Source organism: Paraburkholderia sp. BR14312, assembly GCF_040948675.1.
In the GTDB taxonomy this organism is placed as follows: Bacteria; Pseudomonadota; Gammaproteobacteria; order Burkholderiales; family Burkholderiaceae; genus Paraburkholderia; species Paraburkholderia nodosa_A.
On sequence record NZ_JBFPKI010000011.1, the window covers coordinates 1 to 21,965 of the forward strand.

A 21,965-nucleotide genomic window follows, 5' to 3' on the forward strand; every position below is an offset into this window, starting at 1 on the left:
TCGTTTGGGCGTGCGTTGCGCGCGGAGACATGAAGCTTGTTGAGCGGGATCGCGATGATGCGGCCCGCGGCAGAAGATTTAGCCATATTGGATCCGGATAGGTGAGGGGATTCGGGAGCGGTCGGCGCGTGCAAGCGCGTTCAATGCACGGTGCAGGGTGCGTCGGCTCGCCCTCGACTGAGCACCGCGTCGAGGATGCGAGCGAACGCGACATTGCTGAACGACGGCACGGTGGGCTCGATGGCGGCGGCTCGTGTGCGGAACAGATCGATCGCGCGGCGCCACGCCTCGTTTTGCGAGGGCGATTCGATCCAGACAGGCACCCAGTTACCGTTGCCGTAGATGCGGTCGTATGCGGCGAGCAGACGTGCGCGCGCGGTGTTGAGCGGCTTGGTGATGCCTTCTGCGAGATCGGCCGACAGCTCGTGCGTGCAACCGAACGCGTAATGGGAAAAGTGACGCGTGCGCTCGTCGAATTCGACCTGCGCGAACAGGCGCGCATCTTCGCCCAGCGCGGTGAAGCGCGGTTCGAGATCGGTAGGGCGTGAATCGTTGAAGATGAAGATCGTTTTCATGGCCTTGGCCTCTTCGTGTGATGCGTCATGCGCTGGCGCTTGGCGGCGCGCAACTGCGCGCGTGCAATTCGGTATGCGTCCCGGAAATCCAGGCTCCCGTCGTCGACGGCAGCAAAGAGCTGGAAGAGAGTCGGTGCGGGCGCGCGGCGTCTACCGCGGACTATGTTCATCGATCACTTCCCAAGCCGTTGCAACGCGGCGTCGCGCTCTTCCTGCGTGAGCACCTGCACGACACGAACGATGCGAGCACGGCCGGATGCGGGAATGACCTCGTACACGGCAACTGTTGGCGCGCGCACCGTCGCGGCATCGTCGAATGCGGCATGAGCGTCCGTCGTGACAACCTTGGGCTGGAGAAGGTACTGGCCTCGTTGAAGGTGGCCAGCTCCACCGTGGTAGTAGCGCATGCATCACTCCTCGTCGAAGTCGTTGGCGGCACGACGCTTCATGTCCTTGAAGCGATCGCCGAAAGCGAAGGACGTCGGTGCACACGGCTGGCGGCGCGGCGCTTTGCGGTTCGGCTGCATTTCGGCGCGAGTCGCTGCCTGTACGGCGGCACGAGTGGCCTCGTTTAGACGCTCGGGCTCTTCGAGCCCCATCGCGCGGCACACCGGCGCGAGTTGCTCATCCGGAAGTCGTTCAGGAGTCGGGCGCATGGCAGTCTCAAGTGCAACGCGTGAGGGTGCAGGACACGTCACCAGCTTTGATGCGGTCTTCGTACTGCACGAAACCCGTATAGAGCAGGTACACGAAGAGCACCCCGAGAATCGCGAAAACATTGCGTGCGACACGTATAACTGCCTTCGTAGTCCTAATTACATGTTGCTTGCGTTGGGATTGCTGAAGTTCCATGTGCGTACCCTTTACGACGACTGGAAAACTGATTTTCGCGAATTGTTAAGACGCGCCTGACAGGCTGGTTTGGCGGGCGACTCCCGATGGCACAATGAAACGGCCGAACTGGAAAACGGCATTTCATTAACCCTTATGCAGTAGGAATCGCCCATGACTGAGACTAATGTCCGTATCGCTGTACTGGAAACCCTCGTGTTTCATCTGCTAAAGAAGATGGATTGGGAGGATCGACACAAAGTACTCCTCTCCATTCAGAGGGAGGCCGACCAACTTGTGAGTGAACCGCGTCCGAAAGCGGTGGTTCAACTCCGACCGGGCGCGGTGGAGTCGAACCCGAACTATCACATCGAGGTTGAGGCGCGCCGACTGAAAGAGCAAGCGCTAGAGCGCGCGCTGCAGCTTCTCGACCCTTTATTTCGCGATGATCCGAATGCACCGCTAGCGTAGCGACGGCAGACCCCTCGTGATCCCGGACGAATTCGGGGTCATCGAGGGCGGCTTCGAGATGTTGCAACTTCATATCCGTGATGTTCGGCTCCAGCACGAAATCACGCGCGCCTGTAACCCAAGCAATCACCGCCTTGAGGATGAATGGCAAGCTGTTGGGAGCGCCGCGTTCCGTCTGAACGCAGACGCCATCAAGGCAGCGCCGATCGCCGTCGAGCACCGTGACATAGGGGCCGATGTCTTCGCAGTCGTAGCGCCACACGAGAACGATCGTCTTGCGGGCCAGCGCTGCGCAAACTTCCGGCGTGTAGTCCTCTGCCTCGGCCATGTGCCCCGGCGCGATCCACCTCGCGCGCGCTTTGGCTTGCCTGTCGTTCATTACCTTTCCTCCCTATGATTGCGTATGCGATTACAGTGCGACGCCGCGCACTCCAGCCAGCTTCGCGTTCGCGAAGCGCGTTGCCTCCTTGAGATCGATCTCCCCGAAGTCCTTGCGCTTCGCCGCGCCATCAAGGTAGCCACGGAGCTTCGCGATCGGATCGTCACTGCGAGCGAGGCGCTCGATGAACTCGATTTCGTTTGCCGTGCTCCAGCTGTGGCGGTCAGGCTGTGGGTTGTTGAACTGTGCAATGCGCTGCGTCTCGATCGAATTCATTCCCGCCTCTCGAATTTCCCGTTCTAGTTCGCGGCCGGGATATTGTTCGGGCGCGATTCTGAACTGCAGCGTCGACGCTGCATGGCGGGACTATATAACTGCAGTTGTTCTTATGTCAATAACTATGGTCGTTATGTTCGTGCTCAGGATGAAGACCACACAAGTGGCGTGCGAAGTCGACAAGGTGAATTGCCGCTGCTGCCGCCTTGGTTGGGGCGTCACGGTAGACGCCCTCGATCGAAATGTGAATGGACCCGTCCGGGAAGTGCCGCAGTCTAAGCTCGCCGTCGGGTAGCGCAAGGTCTGGAAGGGAAGGTGCGCCCTGCACGCATTCGTCCGCAACAACATGAATCGATCGTTTCTTGATTCGCCGAGCGTGCGCAGAGGGTCCGGGCTTCGACGTAGGGGGATTCGTCGAGGGTTTGCGGGCTAGATTTAAGATGCGCTTTGCATAATTCGACATAAACTTTTGGTAAGGAATTGGCCCGCCGCTACAGTAAGACTGTTTCTTTTGTATGAAAAGATCGGCAAAACCGAACGCCTACACAAATCGCCGAGCACCATAAGGATTTTCTTACGTATTAGGAATATTCCTATAGCAATGTCCAGCCCCGCGGGCGGGGAGGTTTCACAATGACATTTGACGAATTGGGCGTCTTTGTCGCCGTCGCAGATACTGGAAGTTTCCGGGGTGCCGCTCGAACTCTCGGGATGGCCGCGTCATCGATCAGCGACAGCGTGCGCAATCTGGAGGAGCATTTCAAAGAACAACTGGTGACTTCGAACACCAAGGGAATCGCCTTGACTGAGTGCGGAGCGAGCCTGCTTGTCCATGCGCGGTTGATCCTCACTGAGGTTGACCGGGCACATCATGCAGTTTACGCAGTACGTGGGGAGCACCCTGGAAGACTGTCAGTCGCGGTTGCGCCGTGGATCACTATGACCTTCCTGCCAGCGGCGTGTACACGATTTCTTGCCGAATTGCCCGACGTCACACTGGACTTGCACGAAGGCTTCCTATCTATAGCCAATCCGCTGATTCGGAGCGGCGCCATTGAGCTTTTAATTGGCAGAGGAGAGCGACCGGGGGCGAGTTCGGACTTGGATTTTCGCCCCCTTCTGTCGACGAGCTTTGCGATTGTTGTGCGGGAGGGGCATCCGCGTGCTGAGAGTCACTCGCTTGCGGAATTGTTGGACTGCGAATGGCTTATGCCCCGGCATCCACACTCAGAGCAAAAGTTGAAGTACGGGATGTTCGAAGAGAACAATTTCCCGATTCCCGCGCGCATTCATTTCATGCACTCGCTCACCTTTGCTCTCGCCCTGTTGCCACAGGGCGATATGGTGGGGCTAATGCCGTGGCCGCTGGTTGAATTGTGCGCGAAGCAGTACGGTCTGCGTGCCGTTCCGATTCGCGAAAAGTTGGATGAAGTGGTAGTCGGCGTCGTTTCTCGGGCTGGACGCCCTATAAGCGCCCTGGCCGAGTGCTTCCTCGAGTTTTTGATGGAGGCAATTCGAGGGCAGATGTCAGTAGGAAACGGAGGCACGGGCCACGGATTGCAATCCGTCGAAATTCTCTTTTAGCTCGAGCCAGTTTGGCGACGGCCTCGAGACGGTATAGAGTCCCGGATCTCGCCGCTTGGCGAAATGATACGCGTGGCGGCCCTTTCGCCAAGCGGGCTTGTGCGCAGCGCCTCGATAGTCGCTGCGATCTGTTTGATTTGCTCTACCGTCAATCCTCTTGCAGCAAAACGTAGCTGATCGAGCGCTGCGTCAAGTTCTGTCGGGCCGTTCGAAGGAAGTCCATTTTCCACCATCGATCCTTCCCCGGTCGCGAGCCACTGAGGTCGAATGCCGAGGGCTGCCGCGATCTCAACGATTTTCGATGTCTCTGAGCCGTTCTCAATTTTCCCGATCATTGGCTGAGAAACCTGCACCCGCTCTGCAAGTTGTGCCTGTGTGAGGTGGGCTCGTTTTCGAGCAAAGCGGACGCGATCCGCAAGGGTTTCCAGGTCATCTTTCGCCATGGTGCGAACACTACAACCAAGGTTGTTGTTCGTCAAAGACCTATGGTTATTGACATTCATATAACTGGGGTTGTAAAGTTGCGAAATGATCAAGAACCAATCTCACGAGGCCTTGATGGAGGCCGCGCGCATTGCAGGGTCTCAGGCCAAGCTTGCTGCAATGTGTGGCAAGAAACAGGGGCACTTTTCGAAGTGGATCAGAAGTCCCTTGGGCGTGCCGGCCGAGTATTGCCCGGACATTGAGCGCGGCACTGGCGTGTCGTGCGAACGGCTTCGCCCAGATCTTGCTGACAAGTGGCTCTATCTCCGTGAGAGGGGGCAACAGGTTTCTGCGTTGGGGGGCGTCACTCGTGCAGCCCAACCGACAAAGGAGGGCATCTGATCATGAGCGTTCCTTGTCATTTGCCATCTGATGGAGCGCAGGTGATACCTGTGATCGCGTTGTCAGCCGGGAGGCGTCGGCCGCATGCTTGCCTGCTACGACCCGCTGAATGGGCCGCCGGATGGCTACTTTGCGAACGGCCGGGCACCTCAACCCAGAAGGGAGGTGGCGTGAACACCTTGCTGCGCCGTCGACCTCCGGGTGGTTGGATTGTCTGTTACGGCAGTAGCGCACCGAATGGCTTAGCGACGCGCTCTGTTCGCCTTGTTGAGTTCCCGAAAGGCAGAGTGGCCGATGACTGAACACATTCCGGTTTTCGATCTCGACTACGACCCCCGGGAATGCGCCATCGCGATCGACTCGCGGGCTAGCGGCTTCGACGTCTGCGTGTTTGAAAACCGGAAAAGCGTGAGCGCCCCGGTTGATCGATACATGTGCCGAAGCCAAGCGGCTGCGGTCTTCGTTATCGACTGCCTCATGAAGGGATTGCCAGTCCCACGAGGTGTCGAAAGCGCCGCGGTTCGTGAGCGCTACGTGCGTCAGTTGTCCTGCTCCGGGTCGATGTCGACCTCGTAGATCTGGTTGAACTCGATTTGCACCAGGCGCGGGTAGGGCTCGCCATCGACCCAGTGCCGAGGTTTCAGGCGATAGAGCGAAAGGTCTCCAGCTCCGAAGTAGATCTCGGTGTCGTCTGGGTAAGCATTCAGGTAGTCGGCGATTCGCTCCTTGAATTCGCGAACAGTCATTGTGTAGGGTTTTTTGGTCATGAGCGCCTCGATTGTTGAGGGGTTGAACGTGTGGAAGCGCAATTCTGACACGGTCGCAGGTGCTCACCAGTTTCACGATGGTTACCAAGGATGGGAGTGAAAGAGGTTTGTGTGAAAGCTGCTGATTTTGCTGGCGAGAGCCGGAACCCTCCCCGATGAAATGGAGGGCGCCTGAGATGCGCACGAACCAGTTTGAGGTAAGCGGGCCGCGAATGACCGCAGGCGTGCGTCTCCCGCTACTTAAGCCAGACGAGGTAGTGAGGTTGGTGTCGAGCGATGTGACTGAGTCGTGCCCGTTGTCTCGATTTCGAGCCAGTCGTCGAGCGTTGCTGGATGGACGACAAACGGCAGTGAGTCCCAAAGACGCCAGCCGGTTTGCCGCGTTCGCACTGCTTCGGCGGCTTTTTCGGGCGAATCCCAGCCGAGGTCCAAGAGGACAGAATTGACGACGATTTCGCCCTTGCTTGAGCGCGAGAACGTTTCGTGCATGAGGCCCCAAACATTCGGGTGCTTCACGTCCGGTCGAATGGTCATTGCGCCAAATGGCGACTTGTATAGGTATAGCCGATACGTTGGTTTGTCCATGGGGATTCGCCTTCGTGAAGAAACGGTTGGTGTGGGAACCGCCGATCCTGGACGGGGTGCGGATCCCCAGCACAATTGTTTGCGGAGAGGCGCCTGTATGGCGCTGCTCAACGGATGTGGCTAATTTCTCTTCAACGGAAGGATGCAACTGGTCGCCCAACCAATGCCGCGAAGGAATTCGTCGGAACTCAGGCTGTGCAGCCCGATTGCTGAAAGCTTTTCGATATCTCGGGAGACACATGCAGCAGCGCCGGCCGGATCGGGCGACGCGATGATGAACGCACGCAACGCAGCTTGCGTCCCGATGAGCTGTCCTTCGAGGAAGTCGATTTTTGTGAGGTAAGCCGTCCTGTCCTCGTTGGCCTGTCTCGACAGTTGAGCAAGCTTTGCTTCGAGAGTTGCGACGCGCTCTTCCGTGTTGCTCATGAGGGTCCGTCTTGTAGGAATGGTTTGTGTAGGAGCCACCAATTCTACGGGCGAGAGCGGACGCACCCACCCTAATTGTTAAATATTTGTCAAGACTCACGCTGCTTATTCCATGTGGACTACTAATCACGCAGGGCCAGTCGGAAATTTAAGGGCAGGGATCCTGCCAAACAACATTCGTTTGGAGCAGCGGTGAACACAACAGATGCGGCATACGCAGTCGCGCACGATTACCCGGGTGGTACTGAGGCCCTCGGCCCGCGGATGGGGATCTCGCCGGCGGTACTGCGAAACAAGGTGAACCGCAACCGCGGCCCTGAGAATCGGAATGTGCTTTCGCTTGCCGAGGCCGTCGCGATGACGGACCTATCGAACGACGAGCGGATTCTTGAAGCCTGGGCCGCGCAGCGCAACGCCGTGCTCGTGAAGTTGCCGGACGCGCAGCTCGGTGATCACGACGCACTGACGGCGAAGTTCAACGAGCTTTACGCAGAGCTCGGGGACCTATCGCGCGACTTTATGCGCTTCTCGGCGCACAACGAAATCGAGTCGCACGAGATGAAGGTGATCGAGGCCGATGGCGTGCGAGCAATCCGCACGGTGGAGGAGCTGCTGTTACTGATCAGAAGGCTGTATGCGCGTGATGGACAGATCGCGGGGCGAGGTGGCGATGGGCACTGACGTCGTTTGCAACGAGGTTCTGCGCAGCTTCGTTGTCGCGTTGCTGGTCGGTGCATTCTCTCCCTGCCTCGGCCGCACGTGGGTGCGCTTCATGTGTGCGTTTGGCGGCGCGCTGGCCGTCAGTTTTGCGCCGACGCTGTGGAGCCACCTATGAGCGTCACGCGAATTTACGGCGTGCTTGCTGATCGCGTGCGAAAGGCGTCGTCATGAAGCCATGGACATGGCGCCACGCCATCATCAACTCGACATTGCCGTCAACGACCCGCCACGTCCTGCTTACGCTCGCGTGCCACGTTAATGACGCTGGAGAGGATGCGTACCCATCCACAAGGACGCTCGCGCGCGAGACGGGGTTGTCTGAGCGCTCTGTGTGCACGCACCTCGATCTGGCGGAGGAGGAGGGGTGGTTCGTCAAGCGTAAGCACGGATACGGCGGCCAGAAGTGGGCGCGGAATCAGTATTACCCGAGCATTCCGGAAGGTTTCGAGATTGTCGAGGCCGATGAAAAAGGCGCTGAAGGAGGTTCAGTGCGTTCAAAAAGGGGGGGCGGGAAGAAGGCACTGAATGACGTTCAGCAGCTTGTGGATAACTCTGGCACAAAAGGCACTGAAGGAGATTCAGTGCCTTCGCAAAAGGCACTGAACGTCGTTCCAGAAGGCACTGAACCTAACGACATAAAGGCACTGAACGACGTTCAGTCTAATACTGCAGTTAACCCTGCATATAACCCTGCAGCAGCAGCAACGCGAGAAGACGACGAAAACCGCGCTGCCGCTGCTGCTCAAAAAATAGGCGACGAGGAAAAGGCGGACGCAACCGCATCGCCGAACGCCGAGGCGGAATTGCTGGCGGCAATCGCGCAGCTACCGAACATCGCAATCGATCCGCAGGCCGACCGCGTGAGCGTGCTGACGTGGGCTGGCAAGGGAGTCACACCGGCGCAACTGGCGGAAGCGCACAAGCGGGCAATCGCGCGGCGCCAGGCCGGTAGCGACAGCCGTCCGATCTACGCGAAATTTCTTGACCGTTTTGTCGACGAGGTGCTGGCGGGAGTAGTCGACGCTGGCGAGTCGCAGAGCGACATGTCCGCCGCGCAGTGGCATCTGAGCGACTCTGGCATCGGCACGCAGGGCAAGCGCGTGCGCGTGGAGCGGCGACCGAACGAGTCGACGCCGGACTACCTGATCCGCGTGGCGAAGGCATCCGGCCGCGGCCCGTGGATCGACTACGTGCTCAAGCGTGAGCAAGGCGGCGGCCGATACCAGCAGGTCGTCGAATTTTTCGGTGACGAACTCTTACCCGTCGACTACTACCCATCGTGAGGGACTTCATGAACTGCAAACCCGGCGACATGGCTCGCATCGTGAGCAACGGCAAGCGTGGAATGACGCCAGGCATTGTCGATCGCATTGTCCAGGTCATTCGCCCGGCGGTTGCCGGCGAGAAGTTCGTGGCGACGACCGGCCAAGCGACCATCGCTGGCGATTCCGGCAACAGCGTTACGTGGGTCGTGCGCAGCAAAACGCCATTGCCGGGTAAGGCGTGGCTATTCGGGGAGTGCTCGATTCTTCTTTTCGACGAGCGGCCGATCAGCGACGAGCAACTGCGGCGGCTCGGTGGTGTGCCGGTTGACGACGAAATTCATGACGAGGTGCCGGTGTGAAAGCGACGATCAGCGCTCGCGGAACGCTCGTAGTGGAACCGGATAACGAGCTGGAGGCCTATGTGCTTGGCAGATGGGCTGCGGCGAATCTGACCGACTGGTTCACTGGGCGCCCGACTGCTTCCGCGAACATGAGGGTGAATTGTGAGCGTTGGCCGCAAGCGATCGACCCCGTTCATCTGCTCGGAGCCGTGAGTTCATGAGCAAGGGAACCATTCGTCTTGCCGCCAGTGCGATCACGGGCGGCCGCGTGGGCACTGCGCGGATCCGCGAGCAGATCGCTAGCTCGGCGCGCGAGCTGGCGGACACGACGCCAACGCCGCTCGACGTGACCATCCGCCGCTTCGCGGCAGGCCTCAAGAGCCTCGAGGAGGCATTCGAGGCGCCAGCGGGCACAACTGCGCGGATCGACGCCATTCGAGCGAAAGATCTGGCGCCCTTTGCATCCGCTGTCGCGTTGTCGCCGATCGAGCGCATGCAGCAGCTCGGCCGCGAATTGCGCGGCAGGCAAAACAAGCTCGAGACCGCATACGAGGACGAAGTACTCAAGCCGCAGCTGCACGCCGGCGAGATTCTCTGGTACCGCTTCGAGGCGATCAAGTTGAGGCTGGCGGACCGCACGTTCATCACCATCGATTTCCCGGTCATCACGGCAGCTGGCCAGCTCGAATTCCGTGAGGTGAAGGGCCGATGGACGGACGATGCTCGCGCCAAAACGAAAGCGGCCGCCAGCCAGTTTCCGTTCCGTTTCATCGCTATTCAGCGCGACGGCCGTCACGGCTGGCGCACCGAAGATCTCACCAGCCGCAGCTGGTGACCCTCAAACCACCACGAACAATCAGACCTATGAAGAAAATGAACATCATTGACGCGTGCCTGTGGTTGGGCGGCATCCTGACCATCGTGCTGCTGATCGGCGTGCTCGTATCCTGTGACAACCGACCGTCGGTCTATGCGCCCGCCGCGCAGCTCGCGCCGCAGGTTGCTCAGCCGGCTCCCCTCATCGTCCAGCAGAGCAACGACGGGTTCTGGAAGGGCTGGATGTTCGGCCATGTGTTCGGCAGCGGGTCGACGGTGGTGCACCACTACGACAGCCGTCCAGCGTATGTCGCGCCGCGCACTACGACTGTGATCAGCAACACGACGGTTGTGAACAAAACAGTTGTGCGGCCCGCGGCGCCAGTCCCCGCGCCAGCACCTCGCACCACCTACAGCGTTCCTTCGTACGGTGCGCCACGCGCTTCGTCGTACAGCGGCAGCTATTCGTCGCGCTCATCGTATTCGAGCTATTCATCCCGCAGCAGTTACAGCGGGTTCAGCAGCGGTCGTCGATAAGGTCGATATCGTGATGGCACTCAGAACAGAAGCTGCAGGCGGCGTGCAGCACGATGCCGAGCGCGGTGGTGGCGCGAAACCCGAAGACAGGTGTGAATCGGTCGCGGCGCGGCTGGCGGACCTCATGGAGGACGGTGTTGAGCGCACGGCCAAAGAAATTGGCGAAGCGCTGAACCGTTCTCGTAAGACGGTGCAAACCGCCTTGCATGAGCTATCTCGGGAAGGCGGGATGCAGCAGATTCATATCTGCCGCCGCGACGGCAACACGCTCGTGTACGTCAACGGCCCTGGGAAGAACGTGGCAGTGAAGACTTGGCGCGATCCCGCTCGAGCTGCGCGTCGCGTGCGTAACGCGGAGTCCCACGCGCAAACCGAGGAGTCGGCGGAGCTGGCGGACGTGGTACTCGTCGAATGCATGCGGCGCATGGTGAGTTTCGGGAGAGTTCCAGCTTTCGACCAGCAGGCGGCCGCATGAGCGATCGTCAACTGCTCTATCTCATTGCGTCCATATATTTGTCGCGCGCGCTTCCGTCGCGCGGCGCACTGCTGATCGGGGTTCTCGCGGGAATTTCGGCGTTTGGGATTCACGCCGGATGGTGGCATTGATGCTGTCCCGAAAAACGCCGCTGCGCCGTACCGGGTTCAAGCGCAAGCCGGATTCGCCGTTCAGCAGCTTTGCGGATCGCGCTACGGCACAGCGCCGCTCATCGCTCAAGAGCCGCGTGAAGAAGCCGACGGTGGCAGAAGGCTCGAAGTATCTCTCGGCGTGCCGCGGCGAGCCGTGCTACCTGCGCGTGCCGGGCGTGTGCCGCCGGAATCCGCTCGACGATACGGTGGTGCCATGCCACTCGAATCAGGGCCGCGACGGCAAGGCCGGGAATCTTAAGGCCGACAACCGCGCGACTGTTCCGGGCTGCTTTTATTGCCATCGGTGGATCGACCAGAACCGGGTCGGGACGCCGCGTCAGGTTAAGTTCGATGTGTGGGACCGCGCTTACGACGAATGGGAGCCAGTTCGCGCGCGAAAGATGGGACTGCAGGAGGTGCTCACTTGAGGCTGCTCGTAGACGTCGACGTTGGTACGAAGGGCGGCATCGGAAAGGACACGTTTGAAACGATGGTGCATATGGTGCAGCGCGCGGTGTCTGGTGGTGTTGTGAGCGAAGAAGTCGTGCTGGTCGACGCCTATATCCCGCCGCAGCACCGCCGTTCGATTTTCGCGCCGGCGAACTCGTGGAAATCGTCAGCGGTGCTGCGCTGCTCGGCGCGCGTTGCTCTCAACAGGAAATCGCTGGCCGCTTTTATCGAGAGCGGCGAGCGCAAATGGTTGTTTCAGGAGGCCGCCAGGTGAATCTCGAAATGAAACTGACTTTACCCGGCGATCATTCTCGCCACGCCGGGCGGATGTGCGGCCGCCCGCCGCCAGTTTATGAGTTTGAAGCGCAAGTGCTGGTGCTGCGACGAATCAAGTGGGGACCAAATCAGTTCTATGGCGGTGCGATTCATGTACTGGCCATCGTTCCCGAGAAGCACCGGATACATCTTCCGTCGCTGAACTCGAAACGTGTCACGAGCCTCAAGCGCGTGTCCGAAGACCAGTGCTGGCTGACGGCCGACATTGACGGGCGAAACGAGAGCAACGCTGCGAAGGTCCGCCCGTTCATCGCAAGTGGCGAGACGGAATGGGTTCTGACGGATAGGCCGGTGGGATGGCACTGAGATCAAGGGACTATCGTGATCCGCTCCTCGTGCTTATCGGTCGTGAAGAGAGGACATGCGCCGGGTGCGCGTCGCTCGAGCAGACGACGTGGCTTGGCGTAAGCAAGTACGTGTGCAAGCTTGGTAAGCAGAAGGCGTCGATCGCCCTGTTTGAGATGGAGCGATGCAGGAAATACAAGGAAACGATCAAAAATGACTGAAACCGTCGAGACGCTATTCCGCACTCCGCAGGACGCGCTGATATTCGCATTCAACTATTCGATGCAGCGTGCAGATCGTTCGCTCGTCGACCGGCTGGCGGCTCCGAGTCCGCGTACGGGAAAGGGGCTCAGCGGCAACGACGGCGCCGGCCAGGCAGGCATGATCCGGCGCGAGCTCGAGCAGCTTTCGGATATCGAGCGTGCCGTACTGGTGGCGCGGTTCGCACCGCGTGCCTGGCCATGCGCGTGTGGTCGTGCGTGCTGCTCCGGATACACGCCAAACCCGGAATACCTCGAAGCTGTTAGCTTGCTCACGCAGGCCGCCATGAGCGTCCTCGCCGGCCGCATCGTGCATTACCAGCTGCGCCGTGCGCTCGTTGAGAAAGCCGTCGGCGCGAAAGTCGAGATCAAGACGTTGGCGCTCAAATGTGATGTGTCGGAGAAAACCGCCGAAGCACACTGGCAGATCATCAAACGGTGGCTTCAGGGGCGCGCTAAGCCGAAAAAGGTCAAGCCGTCGAAGCGTACGCGCACGGCTGTCGGCGTCGGCGCGGCCGATGTGACCGACGAAGCGCACCTGCACGACGAAACAGTTGAGCAGCCAGAAGTGGCTACCGCTTTCGACGGCCTTGAGTCCAACGCGCGCAAACGAGCTGACGAAATTCTTTCAATGTTGCCGTTCATCGGCACGGAACAGATCTAGGCAGCATAGTGACGAGGCGAATCAACAATGTTCAGATCGAACCGGAACGATAAAATGGGCGAAGACCAACATACGGGACGAAATGCATGGATACCTATGACAACCTTCAAAAGAGAATTACTGCGGCAGCCGAGGAGAGAGATCGGACCCAGACGCGATTTAAAATGGCCGTCGGTGTCACGCGTGATCGACTTATTTCCTCTTTGCGAACCGAGTCGGATCGTGTTCGCCTTGGCTACCTCGATGGTGACAAATTCATCTACCAGATTCCGGCCGTCGGTAACACGCATGCCGGACTCGTCGAGTTCGAAGTAACTTTTGCGAGCAAGCAAGATAGCGACGACACGCTAACGTTTAGAGTTCCGGTGCAGTACGGAATGCAGAAGGACGCGATCTTCGCGACGGTCGGGGGCGCCGCGCCGTTTCAGGTGACGGGCGGAGGGATTGATTCCTACGATCAACTGATCCGAAAGATTGTGTTCGAGTTGCAAGTGGCAATCGTTCAGTTTGAGAAAGAGAGCCACGTTCCGGACCTGCCTGCTTGACATTCCCGTTTTCGACCGTAAAATAGCGGTCAATCTGACACTGTGAATAAGTGTATCCAAAGCCCCGAGTCGTCGCCGATCGGGGCTTTTTGCGTTTACGCGTCGTAATGTGCCTTGACCACCAGACGCCACAGGATCGGCTTATTGTCATAGGCGCGATGCTCATGATGATCTTGAGGCGGCAGGCGATTGCCCTTCGTAGAGACGGCGCTCCCGGAGCAGATCTCGCACCGGTAAACGCCGGAATGAGGCGCAACTTGTCCAGGCTTGTGCAGGACATCGAACTCAGCGCCGTTTTGCTGTTTCAGATATTTTCCATCGCTGTAATACGCCATCTTCCTTCTCCTTTTTGCGTGTGGCGTTGGTTTGCCTTGTCGGCATGGCGTTGCTGACAGGGCTTTTTCCTGCGCGCGCGAACGAGCAGTTTTAGGGAGCTTGGGGCAGTTCCAGCCGTCTGCAATGACGGGTTTACCCGCCAGCAAACACTTTATGCGTAATGCATTGATACGCGGCTTCCACGGGTGACATGATGAACAGATCGAAGTCCAAGGGCGCACTGCGAACGTTCGCAGGCCCGCGCCTCGGCGCGAGCGTTGTCGTGCGATCGCCGTATTTCGCGAAGGCGACAGTACCGATCTTCTACGGCGAGCACGAGGTTGGAGTGAGATCCGCAGCATGGCCGGCTTGATGACGATCCGGGTCACGTCCAACGCACGTGACCTCGCGCGAGGCCTCAACGACTTCATCCAGCGGCAGATGCCATTCGCGATCGCGCAGGGAATCAACCGCACTGCGGCGCGCGTAGCCGAGGCAGAAACCGCCAATCTGGACAAGACCTTCGAGAACCCGACGCCGTTCACGCGGAAGTCCGTGGGAGTGCGCCGCGCGCGCAAGAGCGCGCCGACGGCCGTTGTCTTCATGAAGGACATCGCAGCCAGCTACCTGCAACCGTATGAAACGGGAGGCGTGCATAAGCTGAACAGCCGCGCATTGCTCAACCCGAAAGACATCAAGCTGAACCAGTACGGACAGCTCTCGCGCGGAACGATGGCTGCATTGAAAGGGCGGCCGGACATCTTCATCGGTCCGGTGAAGACTGCAAACGGGTCGATCATCAACGGAGTTTGGCAGCGGCCAACGGACACGAAGCGCGTAACCTTGCTCAACGGAAAAGGCAAACGGTTGACGAAACTGAACAGGCTCGATGTAACGCGCAACAACGGGCGCGGACATTTAAAGCTGTTGCTGCGGTTCGGCGATGCGTTGCCCGTAAGGAAGCAGTTGAATTGGGGCAAGCGCGCGAACCAGATCGTGACCCGATGGATCGATCGTGACCTTTCCGACGCGCTAGCGGCAGCGCGCGCGAGCGCCCGGTGAGCGGCGCACCTTTCGTCCGGGGCACGGGTCCTTCCCAGGGCTCTTTGCAACGCGGGCATTGCGCGCCGCGATCTGCGGCCAGCCGCAGGAGTTAAAAAGTGTCCGCACCCAGTGTTTCGTTACGCGAATTCGCGAAGCTTGCAGAGTGCGATGAGAAGCAGGTTCGGCGAGCAGTGGCGGCCGGCAAGCTCACGCCTGACGCGGATGGCAGGCTCGACCCCGCTCTCGTTTCGTCTGGCTGGCGCCGTCCGATCAGATCGAGCAAGGCAGTTGCGGACACTGCGGACACTGCGAAAGTGTCCGCAAAAAATGTCCGCAGTGTCCGCACAGAGCAGGTCGTCGATGAAGACGACACTCCGAGCGAAGCCGCTGCGAAGCTCGTCATCGCCATGGGCGCCGAGCACAATCTCGCCGAAGCCATCCGCATCAAGGAGAACTTCAACGCGCTCCTGAAGCAGCTCGAATATGAGCAAAAGGCTGGCTCGTTGGTCGAGTTGGCTATCGCGCGCACGGTGCTCTTCGACGCCGCGCGTGCGGCACGCGATTCGTGGATGAACTGGCCGATGCGAGTCGGTGCCAAAATTGCCGCCGATCTTGGGTTGGAGGGCGACCGGGTGACGCAGGTCCTGACTGAGCATGTCCATACCCAGATCGCAAGCCTGGGCGAGCCGGATGCTCATTTCGAAAACAGACAAGGGTGAAGATCTCGCCAGAGACTATCGCCGCGGGTGGACGCCACCTCCGCGTATCAGCATCCCGCAATGGGCTGACGCGTACCGGAAACTGGCGAAGGAAGCGGGCAGCACTTCCGGCAACTGGAGCACGGATACTGTTGAGGTAGCGCGTGGCCCAATGCTGGCCGTTACCGAGCCGGGTATTCACATCATCACGGTGATGGTGAGTACCCAGATGCTGAAGACCGCTCTGCTCGAGAACATTTTCGGGTACTTCGCCCATCTCGACGCGTGCCCGATCCTGCTGATCCAGCCAAAGGATGATGCGGCGGAGCAGTTCAGCAAGGAACGTATTGCTCCGCTGATCCGATGCACTCCCGTCCTTCGAAAGATCATGGGTGCGAGCAAGTCACGCAGCAGCGACGACACGCTCGGTTACAAGGCTTTTCCGGGCGGCTTCCTGGCGCTGGTTAGCGCGGGCAGTCCGGACAACCTTGCGCGGCGCCCGATTCGCGTCATCCTTGCGGACGAAATCGACAAATACCCGCCGTTGAAGGAGGGGGATTCGATCTTCATCGCGGAGGAGCGCACGGCGTCCTTCGGTGTTAACTGGCTGTCGGTTCGGGCGTGCTCGCCGACATATTCGGGCGAGAGTCGGATCGAGAAGAGTTATAACGATTCGGACCAACGGCGCGCGTCGGTCGCCTGTCCGCATTGCAGTCACCGGCAATTTCTCGACTTCTTCAAGCATGTTCACTGGGAGAAGGCAAAGGACGCACTGGGCAATACGCTTGCTCACCACACCAAGACCGCACGCATTGTTTGCGAATGCTGCGGCGTGGCGTGGTCGGAAGGAGAACGCCTTCGCGCGTTGGCGACGGTACGGTGGCATCAGACCCGGCCGTTCGAGTGCTGCGGGCATCGTCACGTGCCGCTGGCGGCCTATGACGTCGCGTGGCAGGAAGCCGACGAAGGCTCTCTCGACAAGGTCTGGACGTGGTCAGAGAGCGAACGGCACGCGGTGTATTACGCGCATTGCCCGTCGTGTGGAAAGCAGGGCTTCTCCAGCGAACATGCCGGGTTTCAGGCATCGAAACTCTATAGCCCATGGAGCAAGGACAAGCCATCCGATATTGCGAAGAAATGGATCGACGCGCAGGGCGATGAAGAGCAGCTGCAGGCGTGGTGGAACACCCAGATGGGGCTGCCATATCGTCGCCATGTCGGCAAAGGCCTCAGCCCCGACGCGCTGCTCGCACGTTGCGAGAAGTGGCCTGCGGAGGTCCCTAATGGCGTCGGCGTCGTTACTGTCGGCGTCGACATCCAGCCTGACCGCGGCGAGCTTGAAACGGTCGGTTGGGGGCGCAACGAAGAATCGTGGTCGATCGACCATCATGTGATCGAAGGCGACCCGGAGACACCAGCGTTCTGGGAAAGGATCGACACCCATCTCAAACGGATCTGGCATCGATACGACGGCATGCCGTTCGAGGTGATGGCAGTCTGTATCGACTCGGGTGGCCATAACACGCAGAAGGTCTACGAATTCGCCAAGGCGCGCCTGGGCCGCCGGGTCTGGGCCATCAAGGGCGCGTCAGAACGCGCGGGCGCCCGATCGCCGGTCTGGCCGACGAAGCGGCCAAGCAATCGAAACAAGGCCAGTTTCAAGCCCGTGGTCATCGGCACGAACGCGGCGAAAGACGTCATTTACGCGCGGTTGCGATACGACGAGCCGGGGCCCGGCTACATGCATTTCCCGGCCGATCGGGACATCGGCTATTTCACGCAGCTCACGTCCGAAGTCTCGGTACTAAAGGCGTCTGGGGGGCACCGATATCGCGTGTGGGAGTTGCCAGCCGGCAAGGCGAATGAGGCGCTGGACTGCCGCGTATATGCCTATGCAGCACTGTGCGGCCTGATGCATTTCGGCCTCAAGCTCAACAGGCGGGTCGATGAACTGGCGACACCCCTCAAATACGATGGCGAGGCATGGACGCCAGCGCGTGTTGAAGCCGACCGTGTGGAACCTGTCGAAGTCGCAGCGCCGGAGAACAGCGTTGTGATCATCAAGTCGCAGCCGAAGAAGCGCTCAGTTGCGAGCCGTCTCCCGTAGGAGTTACCGTGTCCCGTTTTGATGTCAACCGCAGCGTCTTTGCCGGCATGTCCAGGCAAGCGCTGCAGACTGCGCTCGCGCAGGCACAACAGGCGTACATCGACCTGTCGACGGGTGCCAAGGGAGAGTCGTATTCCTATTCCCAGGGTGAAGGCGCGCGCGCCGTTACCTATACGCGCGCCAATCTGCCCCAGCTCACCGCGTTGATTGCAGAGCTTCAGGCCGCACTGGGCATGCGCTCGCGAGCGCGTCGCCCGATCCGGTTCATCTATCGCTGATGGCGCGCTCCGCTCAGATTCTCGACGCGACGGGCAAGCCGTTCGAGCGCAGACGTTCGCGTGCGCAGATGCTCGTCGGCGGCGGCCGTACGCCGTACGACGCCGCCGACGTCCGCAGCGACCACATGGCCGCCTGGCAGCCTGCGTTGTCGTCGCCGGATGGCGAGCTCAACATGTACCGCGACCGGATCGTCGCGCGCATTCGCGACGTGGTCCGCAACGATGGGTGGGCGTCCGCTGCCGTCACGCGCACGCTCGACAACGTAATCGGAGCGGATTTCCGGCCAATCTCGAAACCTGACTGGATGGCGCTTCGCGCGATGACCGGCATGAAGGCTTTCGATCACGTGTGGGCGGACGAATTCGGACAGGCGGTCGAGGCGCATTACCGCGTGTGGGCCTATGACCCGGGCCGGTATTGCGACACCCAGCGCTGTCTCATGATCCCGCAGGCGATGGCTCTGGCGTTTCGCCACAAGTGCGTCGACGGCGATGCGTTAGGGATGCTGCACTGGAGACCGCAGAGAATGGGGCCCGGTCGCGCGTCGTACGCAACGGCCCTGCAGCTGATCGACCCGGACCGGCTGTCCAATCCGCAGCAAAAATTCGACCAGGACACGATGCGAGGCGGCGTGGAGGTCGACGAAGACGGCGCAGCTGTTGGGTACTGGATCCGGCGTGCACATCAGGGAGACTGGTTTAGCGCCAGCAAGAGCCTTCACTGGGATCGCATCGAGCGCGAGACGACGTGGGGGCGGCCGATCATCGTTCACGATTTTGATCACGACAGAGCCGCCCAGCATCGCGGCGGCGCGGGCATTCTCACGCCCGTGCTGCACCGCCTGAAGATGCTCGTCAAGTACGACAGCGCGGAGCTGGACGCGGCGATTATCAATGCGATCTTTGCCGCCTACATCGAAAGTCCGTTCGATGATGAGTTCACGCAGGAAGCGTTCGACGACGGCGAAAAGCTGAGGACCTACAACGACTACCGTCGCGAGTACCACGACGACCGGAACATTGTTGTCGGCAATGCCAGGGTTTCACACCTGTTCCCCGGCGAGAAGATGGGCTTTGCCAATGCTGCCCGTCCCACGAGCAACTTCGCGGATTTCGAAAACGCCGTGCTGCGCAACGTCGCGGCCGGCACCGGCACGTCGGCGCAGATGATCAGCCAGAACTGGGCTGACGTGAACTACAGCTCGTATCGCGCTGCGATGCTCGAGGTGTGGAAGACGTTCTATCGGCGCCGCTTCAATTTTGCACACGGCTTTGGACAGCCAGTTTTCTGTGCATGGCTTGAGGAGTCGATGGAGATCGACGATCTCCCGTTGCCGGCGGGTGCTCCGCCATTCATCGAGTACCGCGCGGCGTACGGACGTGCCCGCTGGATGGGACCCGGGCGTGGCTATGTCGATCCAGAGAAGGAACGCAAGGGCGCGATCCTTGGCATGGACGCGGGTCTCTCCACGCTCGAGGACGAATGTGCAGACCTCGCGGGTGCCGACTGGCGCGAAAAGGTGGGGCAGCGCGCGGTGGAGCGCGCCTACTTCAAGGAATTGAACATGCCAGTGCCTGAGGCGCTTCAGGGTGGCAACGCCCAGCAGGCTGAAAAATCTCCGGAGGCCGAATGAATCAGGTACTTCCGCGCCTTGCGCAGAAGATCTTCAATACGCCGCTTGCCATCCATCCCCGCAAGGCGGAAATCGTTCTCGCAGCGCTCTCCGACCGGCTGGGTATTACGCAGCTGGTGCGCGCGAACGGGTCCGTCGTCACGCCGGAGATGATGGAAGACGACGAATACGGTTTTGCTGAGCCAGGGGGCAACCCGCGTACAGGGTACGACATGGTCGGGCCCGTTGCCGTGATCCATGTTCACGGAACGCTTGTGCAGAAGCTTGGGACGCTCAGACCGTGGTCGGGCATGACAGGGTATGACGGAATCCGCCAGAACCTGTGCACCGCGCTCAGCGACCCCAAGGTCGAAGCTGTCATCCTTGACATCGATTCGCCTGGTGGTGAGGTCGCCGGCTGTTTCGATCTTGTCGATTCGATCTATGCAGCCCGCGGGCAGAAGCCCATCTGGGCGGTCCTGGATGAGTCCGCCTACTCAGCAGCGTATGCGATCGCGAGTGCAGCGGACAGGATTTACGTGCCCCGCACGGGCGGCGTGGGCAGCATTGGCGTGATTGCTGCCCACGTCGACTTTTCGCAGGCGCTGACCGCGGCCGGCATCAAGGTGACGTTCATCCAGTACGGCGACTACAAGGCCGACGGTCACGCGGAGATTCCGCTGTCTGATGAGGCCCACGAACGTTTCAAGGCGGACATCACGACGATGGGCGAGCTGTTCGTCGATACGGTCGCCCGCAACCGGAAGATCTCGGCCGCCACGGTTCGGGATACGCAAGCCGCGACGTTCATGGGCGCGAAGGGCGCCGCTTTGGGCCTCGCGGATGAAGTGGCGGCTCCTGACGCCGCGTTTCGGGCACTGATCAGGCAGATCGGCGCTTAAACAACCCCCTGGAAGGAATTTGATATGAAGCTCTCGAAAATCGCGAGTGCAATGCCGTTCGCCAGTTATCTCGGCCTTGGTGCTGCGAGTGCCACTCATGCTGAAGAACAGAATGATGAGCGCAAACAACGCGATGGCGAATCCGATGATGACTACGCCAAACGCATGGAAAAGCTCGACGAGGAAGAGGAGGCGGCGCGCAAGGCTGAAGAGGAAGAGCGCGAGCGGTCGCGCCGTGCCGAGGAAGAGGAGCGCGAACGTGCTCGTCGCGCCGAAGAAGAGGATGACGACGAGCAAGCGGAAGAGGAAGACCGCAAGGATGACAGTGAGCAGGGCAAGCGTTCAGGGCGCGCAAAAGGGGCCCGGCAGCGTGAGCGAATTCGTTGTGCGCGCATCGTTGCTGAAGGGATCCGGCTCGGCTGTGTGAAACAGGCAGGCGTGTTTGCCTTTGACACGAACCTGAGCGCGGGTGCCGCGGTAGCCGCGCTGAATGCCGCAAGCGACGATGCGCGCAGCAGTGCGCCTGCTCCGACTCCCACTCCGCGCTCCAACCGTGCGGACCTGTACGACCGGATGGCAAGGCAGTCCCAGCCGAATCCCGGCGCGAGCGGCGGCGAGTCGGCAGCGGCCAGTCCTGCGAAGAGCCTGGCTGACAGGATCGTTGCCGCTGGCCAGCGTGTCGCCCGATAACGCTGCGCTTCCTGTTTCGTCAATAGTGGAGATCTGACATGTCCCTGATCGTCAATGCGATCGGCGAGAACCCGCAGCAGCCGGGTGTCATCGCCGAAACTTTCATCCCCGACCAGCTCATCGCCGGCAATCTGCAACTCGTTACCGAGCAGATCCAGTTGATGTCGGGCAGCCTCGCGCGGGGTGCCGTGCTCGGGCAGCAGACCGATGACAGTATCGACGTCACCGCTGGCAGCGCGAACGTCGGCAACGGTGCCGTCGGTTCGGTCGTCGTTGGTGTGCCCGCGGTGTACGGCGCGTTTTTGCTGACGGCGAAAACGGCGGCCGATTTCAGCGTAGTCGATCCGGAGGGTAATGCGCTGCCCGATGCAACCGTCGGCACCGCATACGCGCAGGCCGAGATCGGATTCGAAATCAATGCGGGCGCTACGCCGTTCCAGGCGGGGGACACGTTCACGCTGAACGTGATCGAAGCGACGGGCAACTACGTCCTGTCGGTGAAAACCGCAACGGACGGCAGCCAGACGCCGAAGGCCATTCTGGTCACGGGCACGGACGCAACGTCCGGACCGAAGACTGCTGGCGCATATGTGCTCGGCGAATTCAACGAGAACGCGATCACGTTCGATCCGTCCTGGAAGGTGTCGGCGCTCCGGTCTGCGTTGCGTCAGTTCGGCATCTTTCTCAAGTCCTCGGTCTCCGCTGCGGATCCGAGCTAACCCGTCCAGCCCCGTTACAGGAGACCCCGCTTCG

34 protein-coding genes are annotated in these 21,965 nt (G+C 60.3%); 25 read left to right on the top strand and 9 right to left on the bottom strand.

Annotation, left to right across the window (positions count from 1 at the left end; genetic code table 11):
• Positions 1-140 precede the first annotated feature (140 nt).
• From AB3X98_RS27950 to AB3X98_RS27960, 3 genes are all read right to left on the bottom strand, one after another.
• The gene (locus AB3X98_RS27950) at positions 141-575 is read right to left on the bottom strand and encodes a hypothetical protein (RefSeq protein WP_368603268.1); all 435 of its coding nucleotides are present in this window, start codon (positions 573-575) and stop codon (positions 141-143) included.
• A 173-nt stretch (positions 576-748) separates the two neighbouring features.
• On the bottom strand, positions 749-982 hold the full coding sequence (locus AB3X98_RS27955; RefSeq protein ID WP_368610348.1) for a hypothetical protein: 234 nt from the start codon (positions 980-982) through the stop codon (positions 749-751).
• A gap of 3 nt (positions 983-985) precedes the next feature.
• Complete coding sequence (locus tag AB3X98_RS27960) at positions 986-1,231, bottom strand: hypothetical protein (RefSeq protein ID WP_368610349.1); 246 nt, start codon at positions 1,229-1,231, stop codon at positions 986-988.
• On the opposite strand from AB3X98_RS27960, the gene AB3X98_RS27965 reads away from it, so the two are divergent.
• From AB3X98_RS27965 to AB3X98_RS27975, 3 genes are all read left to right on the top strand, one after another.
• Positions 1,230-1,487, top strand: coding sequence for a hypothetical protein (locus tag AB3X98_RS27965; RefSeq protein WP_368603270.1), 258 nt, complete (start codon positions 1,230-1,232; stop codon positions 1,485-1,487). The two genes, AB3X98_RS27960 and AB3X98_RS27965, sit on opposite strands and share 2 nt — an antisense overlap.
• Before the next feature lie 93 nt (positions 1,488-1,580).
• Positions 1,581-1,877: a hypothetical protein gene (locus AB3X98_RS27970; protein WP_368603271.1), complete on the top strand. Its 297-nt coding sequence runs from the start codon at positions 1,581-1,583 to the stop codon at positions 1,875-1,877.
• A 16-nt stretch (positions 1,878-1,893) separates the two neighbouring features.
• Positions 1,894-2,274, top strand: coding sequence for a hypothetical protein (locus AB3X98_RS27975; RefSeq protein ID WP_368603272.1), 381 nt, complete (start codon positions 1,894-1,896; stop codon positions 2,272-2,274).
• 12 nt (positions 2,275-2,286) lie between these two features.
• On the opposite strand, the gene AB3X98_RS27980 is transcribed toward AB3X98_RS27975, so the two are convergent.
• Positions 2,287-2,532, bottom strand: a complete 246-nt coding sequence (locus tag AB3X98_RS27980) for a hypothetical protein (RefSeq protein WP_368603273.1) — start codon at positions 2,530-2,532, stop codon at positions 2,287-2,289.
• Positions 2,533-3,165: 633 nt separating this feature from the next.
• Between AB3X98_RS27980 and AB3X98_RS27985 the strand changes: the two genes are divergently transcribed.
• The gene (locus AB3X98_RS27985) at positions 3,166-4,116 is read left to right on the top strand and encodes a LysR family transcriptional regulator (protein ID WP_368603274.1); all 951 of its coding nucleotides are present in this window, start codon (positions 3,166-3,168) and stop codon (positions 4,114-4,116) included.
• On the opposite strand, the gene AB3X98_RS27990 is transcribed toward AB3X98_RS27985, so the two are convergent.
• Positions 4,113-4,652 (bottom strand): helix-turn-helix domain-containing protein, encoded by a 540-nt coding sequence (locus AB3X98_RS27990; RefSeq protein WP_368603275.1) that lies wholly within the window; start codon positions 4,650-4,652, stop codon positions 4,113-4,115. The genes AB3X98_RS27985 and AB3X98_RS27990 overlap by 4 nt on opposite strands.
• Positions 4,653-4,674: 22 nt before the next feature.
• Here AB3X98_RS27990 and AB3X98_RS27995 point away from each other — a divergent pair, with 22 nt between their 5' ends.
• The gene (locus AB3X98_RS27995) at positions 4,675-4,941 is read left to right on the top strand and encodes a YdaS family helix-turn-helix protein (RefSeq protein ID WP_368603488.1); all 267 of its coding nucleotides are present in this window, start codon (positions 4,675-4,677) and stop codon (positions 4,939-4,941) included.
• Between the two features lie 539 nt (positions 4,942-5,480).
• Here the strand turns inward: AB3X98_RS27995 and AB3X98_RS28000 are convergent.
• The 3 genes from AB3X98_RS28000 to AB3X98_RS28010 all read right to left on the bottom strand — a co-directional run bounded on the left by AB3X98_RS28000 (position 5,481) and on the right by AB3X98_RS28010 (position 6,719).
• Complete coding sequence (locus AB3X98_RS28000; protein WP_368603276.1) at positions 5,481-5,708, bottom strand: hypothetical protein; 228 nt, start codon at positions 5,706-5,708, stop codon at positions 5,481-5,483.
• 240 nt (positions 5,709-5,948) lie between these two features.
• Positions 5,949-6,293, bottom strand: coding sequence for a hypothetical protein (locus AB3X98_RS28005; protein WP_368603277.1), 345 nt, complete (start codon positions 6,291-6,293; stop codon positions 5,949-5,951).
• 120 nt (positions 6,294-6,413) lie between these two features.
• Complete coding sequence (locus AB3X98_RS28010) at positions 6,414-6,719, bottom strand: hypothetical protein (protein ID WP_368603278.1); 306 nt, start codon at positions 6,717-6,719, stop codon at positions 6,414-6,416.
• Positions 6,720-6,911: 192 nt separating this feature from the next.
• On the opposite strand from AB3X98_RS28010, the gene AB3X98_RS28015 reads away from it, so the two are divergent.
• From AB3X98_RS28015 to AB3X98_RS28070, 12 genes are all read left to right on the top strand, one after another.
• Positions 6,912-7,400 carry a phage regulatory CII family protein gene (locus tag AB3X98_RS28015; RefSeq protein ID WP_368603279.1) on the top strand — a complete coding sequence of 163 codons (489 nt, stop codon included), beginning with the start codon at positions 6,912-6,914 and terminating at the stop codon, positions 7,398-7,400.
• A complete protein-coding gene (locus AB3X98_RS28020) occupies positions 7,390-7,554 on the top strand; it encodes a hypothetical protein (RefSeq protein WP_368603280.1) in 165 nt (54 codons plus the stop codon). The genes AB3X98_RS28015 and AB3X98_RS28020 overlap by 11 nt, the downstream gene beginning before the upstream one ends.
• Before the next feature lie 52 nt (positions 7,555-7,606).
• Positions 7,607-8,722, top strand: a complete 1,116-nt coding sequence (locus AB3X98_RS28025) for a helix-turn-helix domain-containing protein (protein WP_368603281.1) — start codon at positions 7,607-7,609, stop codon at positions 8,720-8,722.
• 29 nt (positions 8,723-8,751) lie between these two features.
• Positions 8,752-9,063: a hypothetical protein gene (locus AB3X98_RS28030; protein WP_368610350.1), complete on the top strand. Its 312-nt coding sequence runs from the start codon at positions 8,752-8,754 to the stop codon at positions 9,061-9,063.
• Between the two features lie 151 nt (positions 9,064-9,214).
• On the top strand, positions 9,215-9,880 hold the full coding sequence (locus tag AB3X98_RS28035) for a hypothetical protein (RefSeq protein ID WP_368603283.1): 666 nt from the start codon (positions 9,215-9,217) through the stop codon (positions 9,878-9,880).
• Between the two features lie 29 nt (positions 9,881-9,909).
• Entirely contained in the window at positions 9,910-10,398 is a 489-nt protein-coding gene (locus AB3X98_RS28040) for a hypothetical protein (protein ID WP_368603284.1), read from the top strand.
• 13 nt (positions 10,399-10,411) lie between these two features.
• Entirely contained in the window at positions 10,412-10,873 is a 462-nt protein-coding gene (locus AB3X98_RS28045; RefSeq protein WP_368603285.1) for a hypothetical protein, read from the top strand.
• 151 nt (positions 10,874-11,024) lie between these two features.
• Complete coding sequence (locus AB3X98_RS28050) at positions 11,025-11,453, top strand: nuclease domain-containing protein (RefSeq protein ID WP_368603489.1); 429 nt, start codon at positions 11,025-11,027, stop codon at positions 11,451-11,453.
• Positions 11,450-11,749: a hypothetical protein gene (locus AB3X98_RS28055; RefSeq protein ID WP_368603286.1), complete on the top strand. Its 300-nt coding sequence runs from the start codon at positions 11,450-11,452 to the stop codon at positions 11,747-11,749. The genes AB3X98_RS28050 and AB3X98_RS28055 overlap by 4 nt, the downstream gene beginning before the upstream one ends.
• Positions 11,746-12,117, top strand: a complete 372-nt coding sequence (locus tag AB3X98_RS28060; RefSeq protein ID WP_368603287.1) for a hypothetical protein — start codon at positions 11,746-11,748, stop codon at positions 12,115-12,117. The genes AB3X98_RS28055 and AB3X98_RS28060 overlap by 4 nt, the downstream gene beginning before the upstream one ends.
• Before the next feature lie 192 nt (positions 12,118-12,309).
• On the top strand, positions 12,310-13,020 hold the full coding sequence (locus tag AB3X98_RS28065; RefSeq protein ID WP_368603288.1) for a hypothetical protein: 711 nt from the start codon (positions 12,310-12,312) through the stop codon (positions 13,018-13,020).
• A gap of 86 nt (positions 13,021-13,106) precedes the next feature.
• On the top strand, positions 13,107-13,565 hold the full coding sequence (locus AB3X98_RS28070; protein WP_368603289.1) for a hypothetical protein: 459 nt from the start codon (positions 13,107-13,109) through the stop codon (positions 13,563-13,565).
• Between the two features lie 95 nt (positions 13,566-13,660).
• On the opposite strand, the gene AB3X98_RS28075 is transcribed toward AB3X98_RS28070, so the two are convergent.
• The gene (locus tag AB3X98_RS28075) at positions 13,661-13,900 is read right to left on the bottom strand and encodes a hypothetical protein (RefSeq protein WP_368603290.1); all 240 of its coding nucleotides are present in this window, start codon (positions 13,898-13,900) and stop codon (positions 13,661-13,663) included.
• A gap of 421 nt (positions 13,901-14,321) precedes the next feature.
• Between AB3X98_RS28075 and AB3X98_RS28080 the strand changes: the two genes are divergently transcribed.
• From AB3X98_RS28080 to AB3X98_RS28115, 8 genes are all read left to right on the top strand, one after another.
• Positions 14,322-14,942: a hypothetical protein gene (locus tag AB3X98_RS28080; protein WP_368610351.1), complete on the top strand. Its 621-nt coding sequence runs from the start codon at positions 14,322-14,324 to the stop codon at positions 14,940-14,942.
• 98 nt (positions 14,943-15,040) lie between these two features.
• Entirely contained in the window at positions 15,041-15,643 is a 603-nt protein-coding gene (locus tag AB3X98_RS28085; RefSeq protein WP_368603292.1) for a hypothetical protein, read from the top strand.
• Positions 15,615-17,729: a phage terminase large subunit family protein gene (locus AB3X98_RS28090; RefSeq protein ID WP_368603293.1), complete on the top strand. Its 2,115-nt coding sequence runs from the start codon at positions 15,615-15,617 to the stop codon at positions 17,727-17,729. The genes AB3X98_RS28085 and AB3X98_RS28090 overlap by 29 nt, the downstream gene beginning before the upstream one ends.
• Before the next feature lie 8 nt (positions 17,730-17,737).
• Complete coding sequence (gpW, locus tag AB3X98_RS28095) at positions 17,738-18,007, top strand: gpW family head-tail joining protein (protein ID WP_368603294.1); 270 nt, start codon at positions 17,738-17,740, stop codon at positions 18,005-18,007.
• 68 nt (positions 18,008-18,075) lie between these two features.
• Positions 18,076-19,641, top strand: coding sequence for a phage portal protein (locus AB3X98_RS28100; RefSeq protein WP_368603295.1), 1,566 nt, complete (start codon positions 18,076-18,078; stop codon positions 19,639-19,641).
• Positions 19,638-20,522 (top strand): S49 family peptidase, encoded by an 885-nt coding sequence (locus AB3X98_RS28105; protein ID WP_368603296.1) that lies wholly within the window; start codon positions 19,638-19,640, stop codon positions 20,520-20,522. Before AB3X98_RS28100 ends, AB3X98_RS28105 begins: the two co-directional genes overlap by 4 nt.
• Before the next feature lie 24 nt (positions 20,523-20,546).
• A complete protein-coding gene (locus tag AB3X98_RS28110; RefSeq protein ID WP_368603297.1) occupies positions 20,547-21,212 on the top strand; it encodes a hypothetical protein in 666 nt (221 codons plus the stop codon).
• 38 nt (positions 21,213-21,250) lie between these two features.
• Positions 21,251-21,931, top strand: a complete 681-nt coding sequence (locus tag AB3X98_RS28115; RefSeq protein WP_368603298.1) for a head decoration protein — start codon at positions 21,251-21,253, stop codon at positions 21,929-21,931.
• The last annotated feature ends 34 nt before the right edge of the window (positions 21,932-21,965 follow it).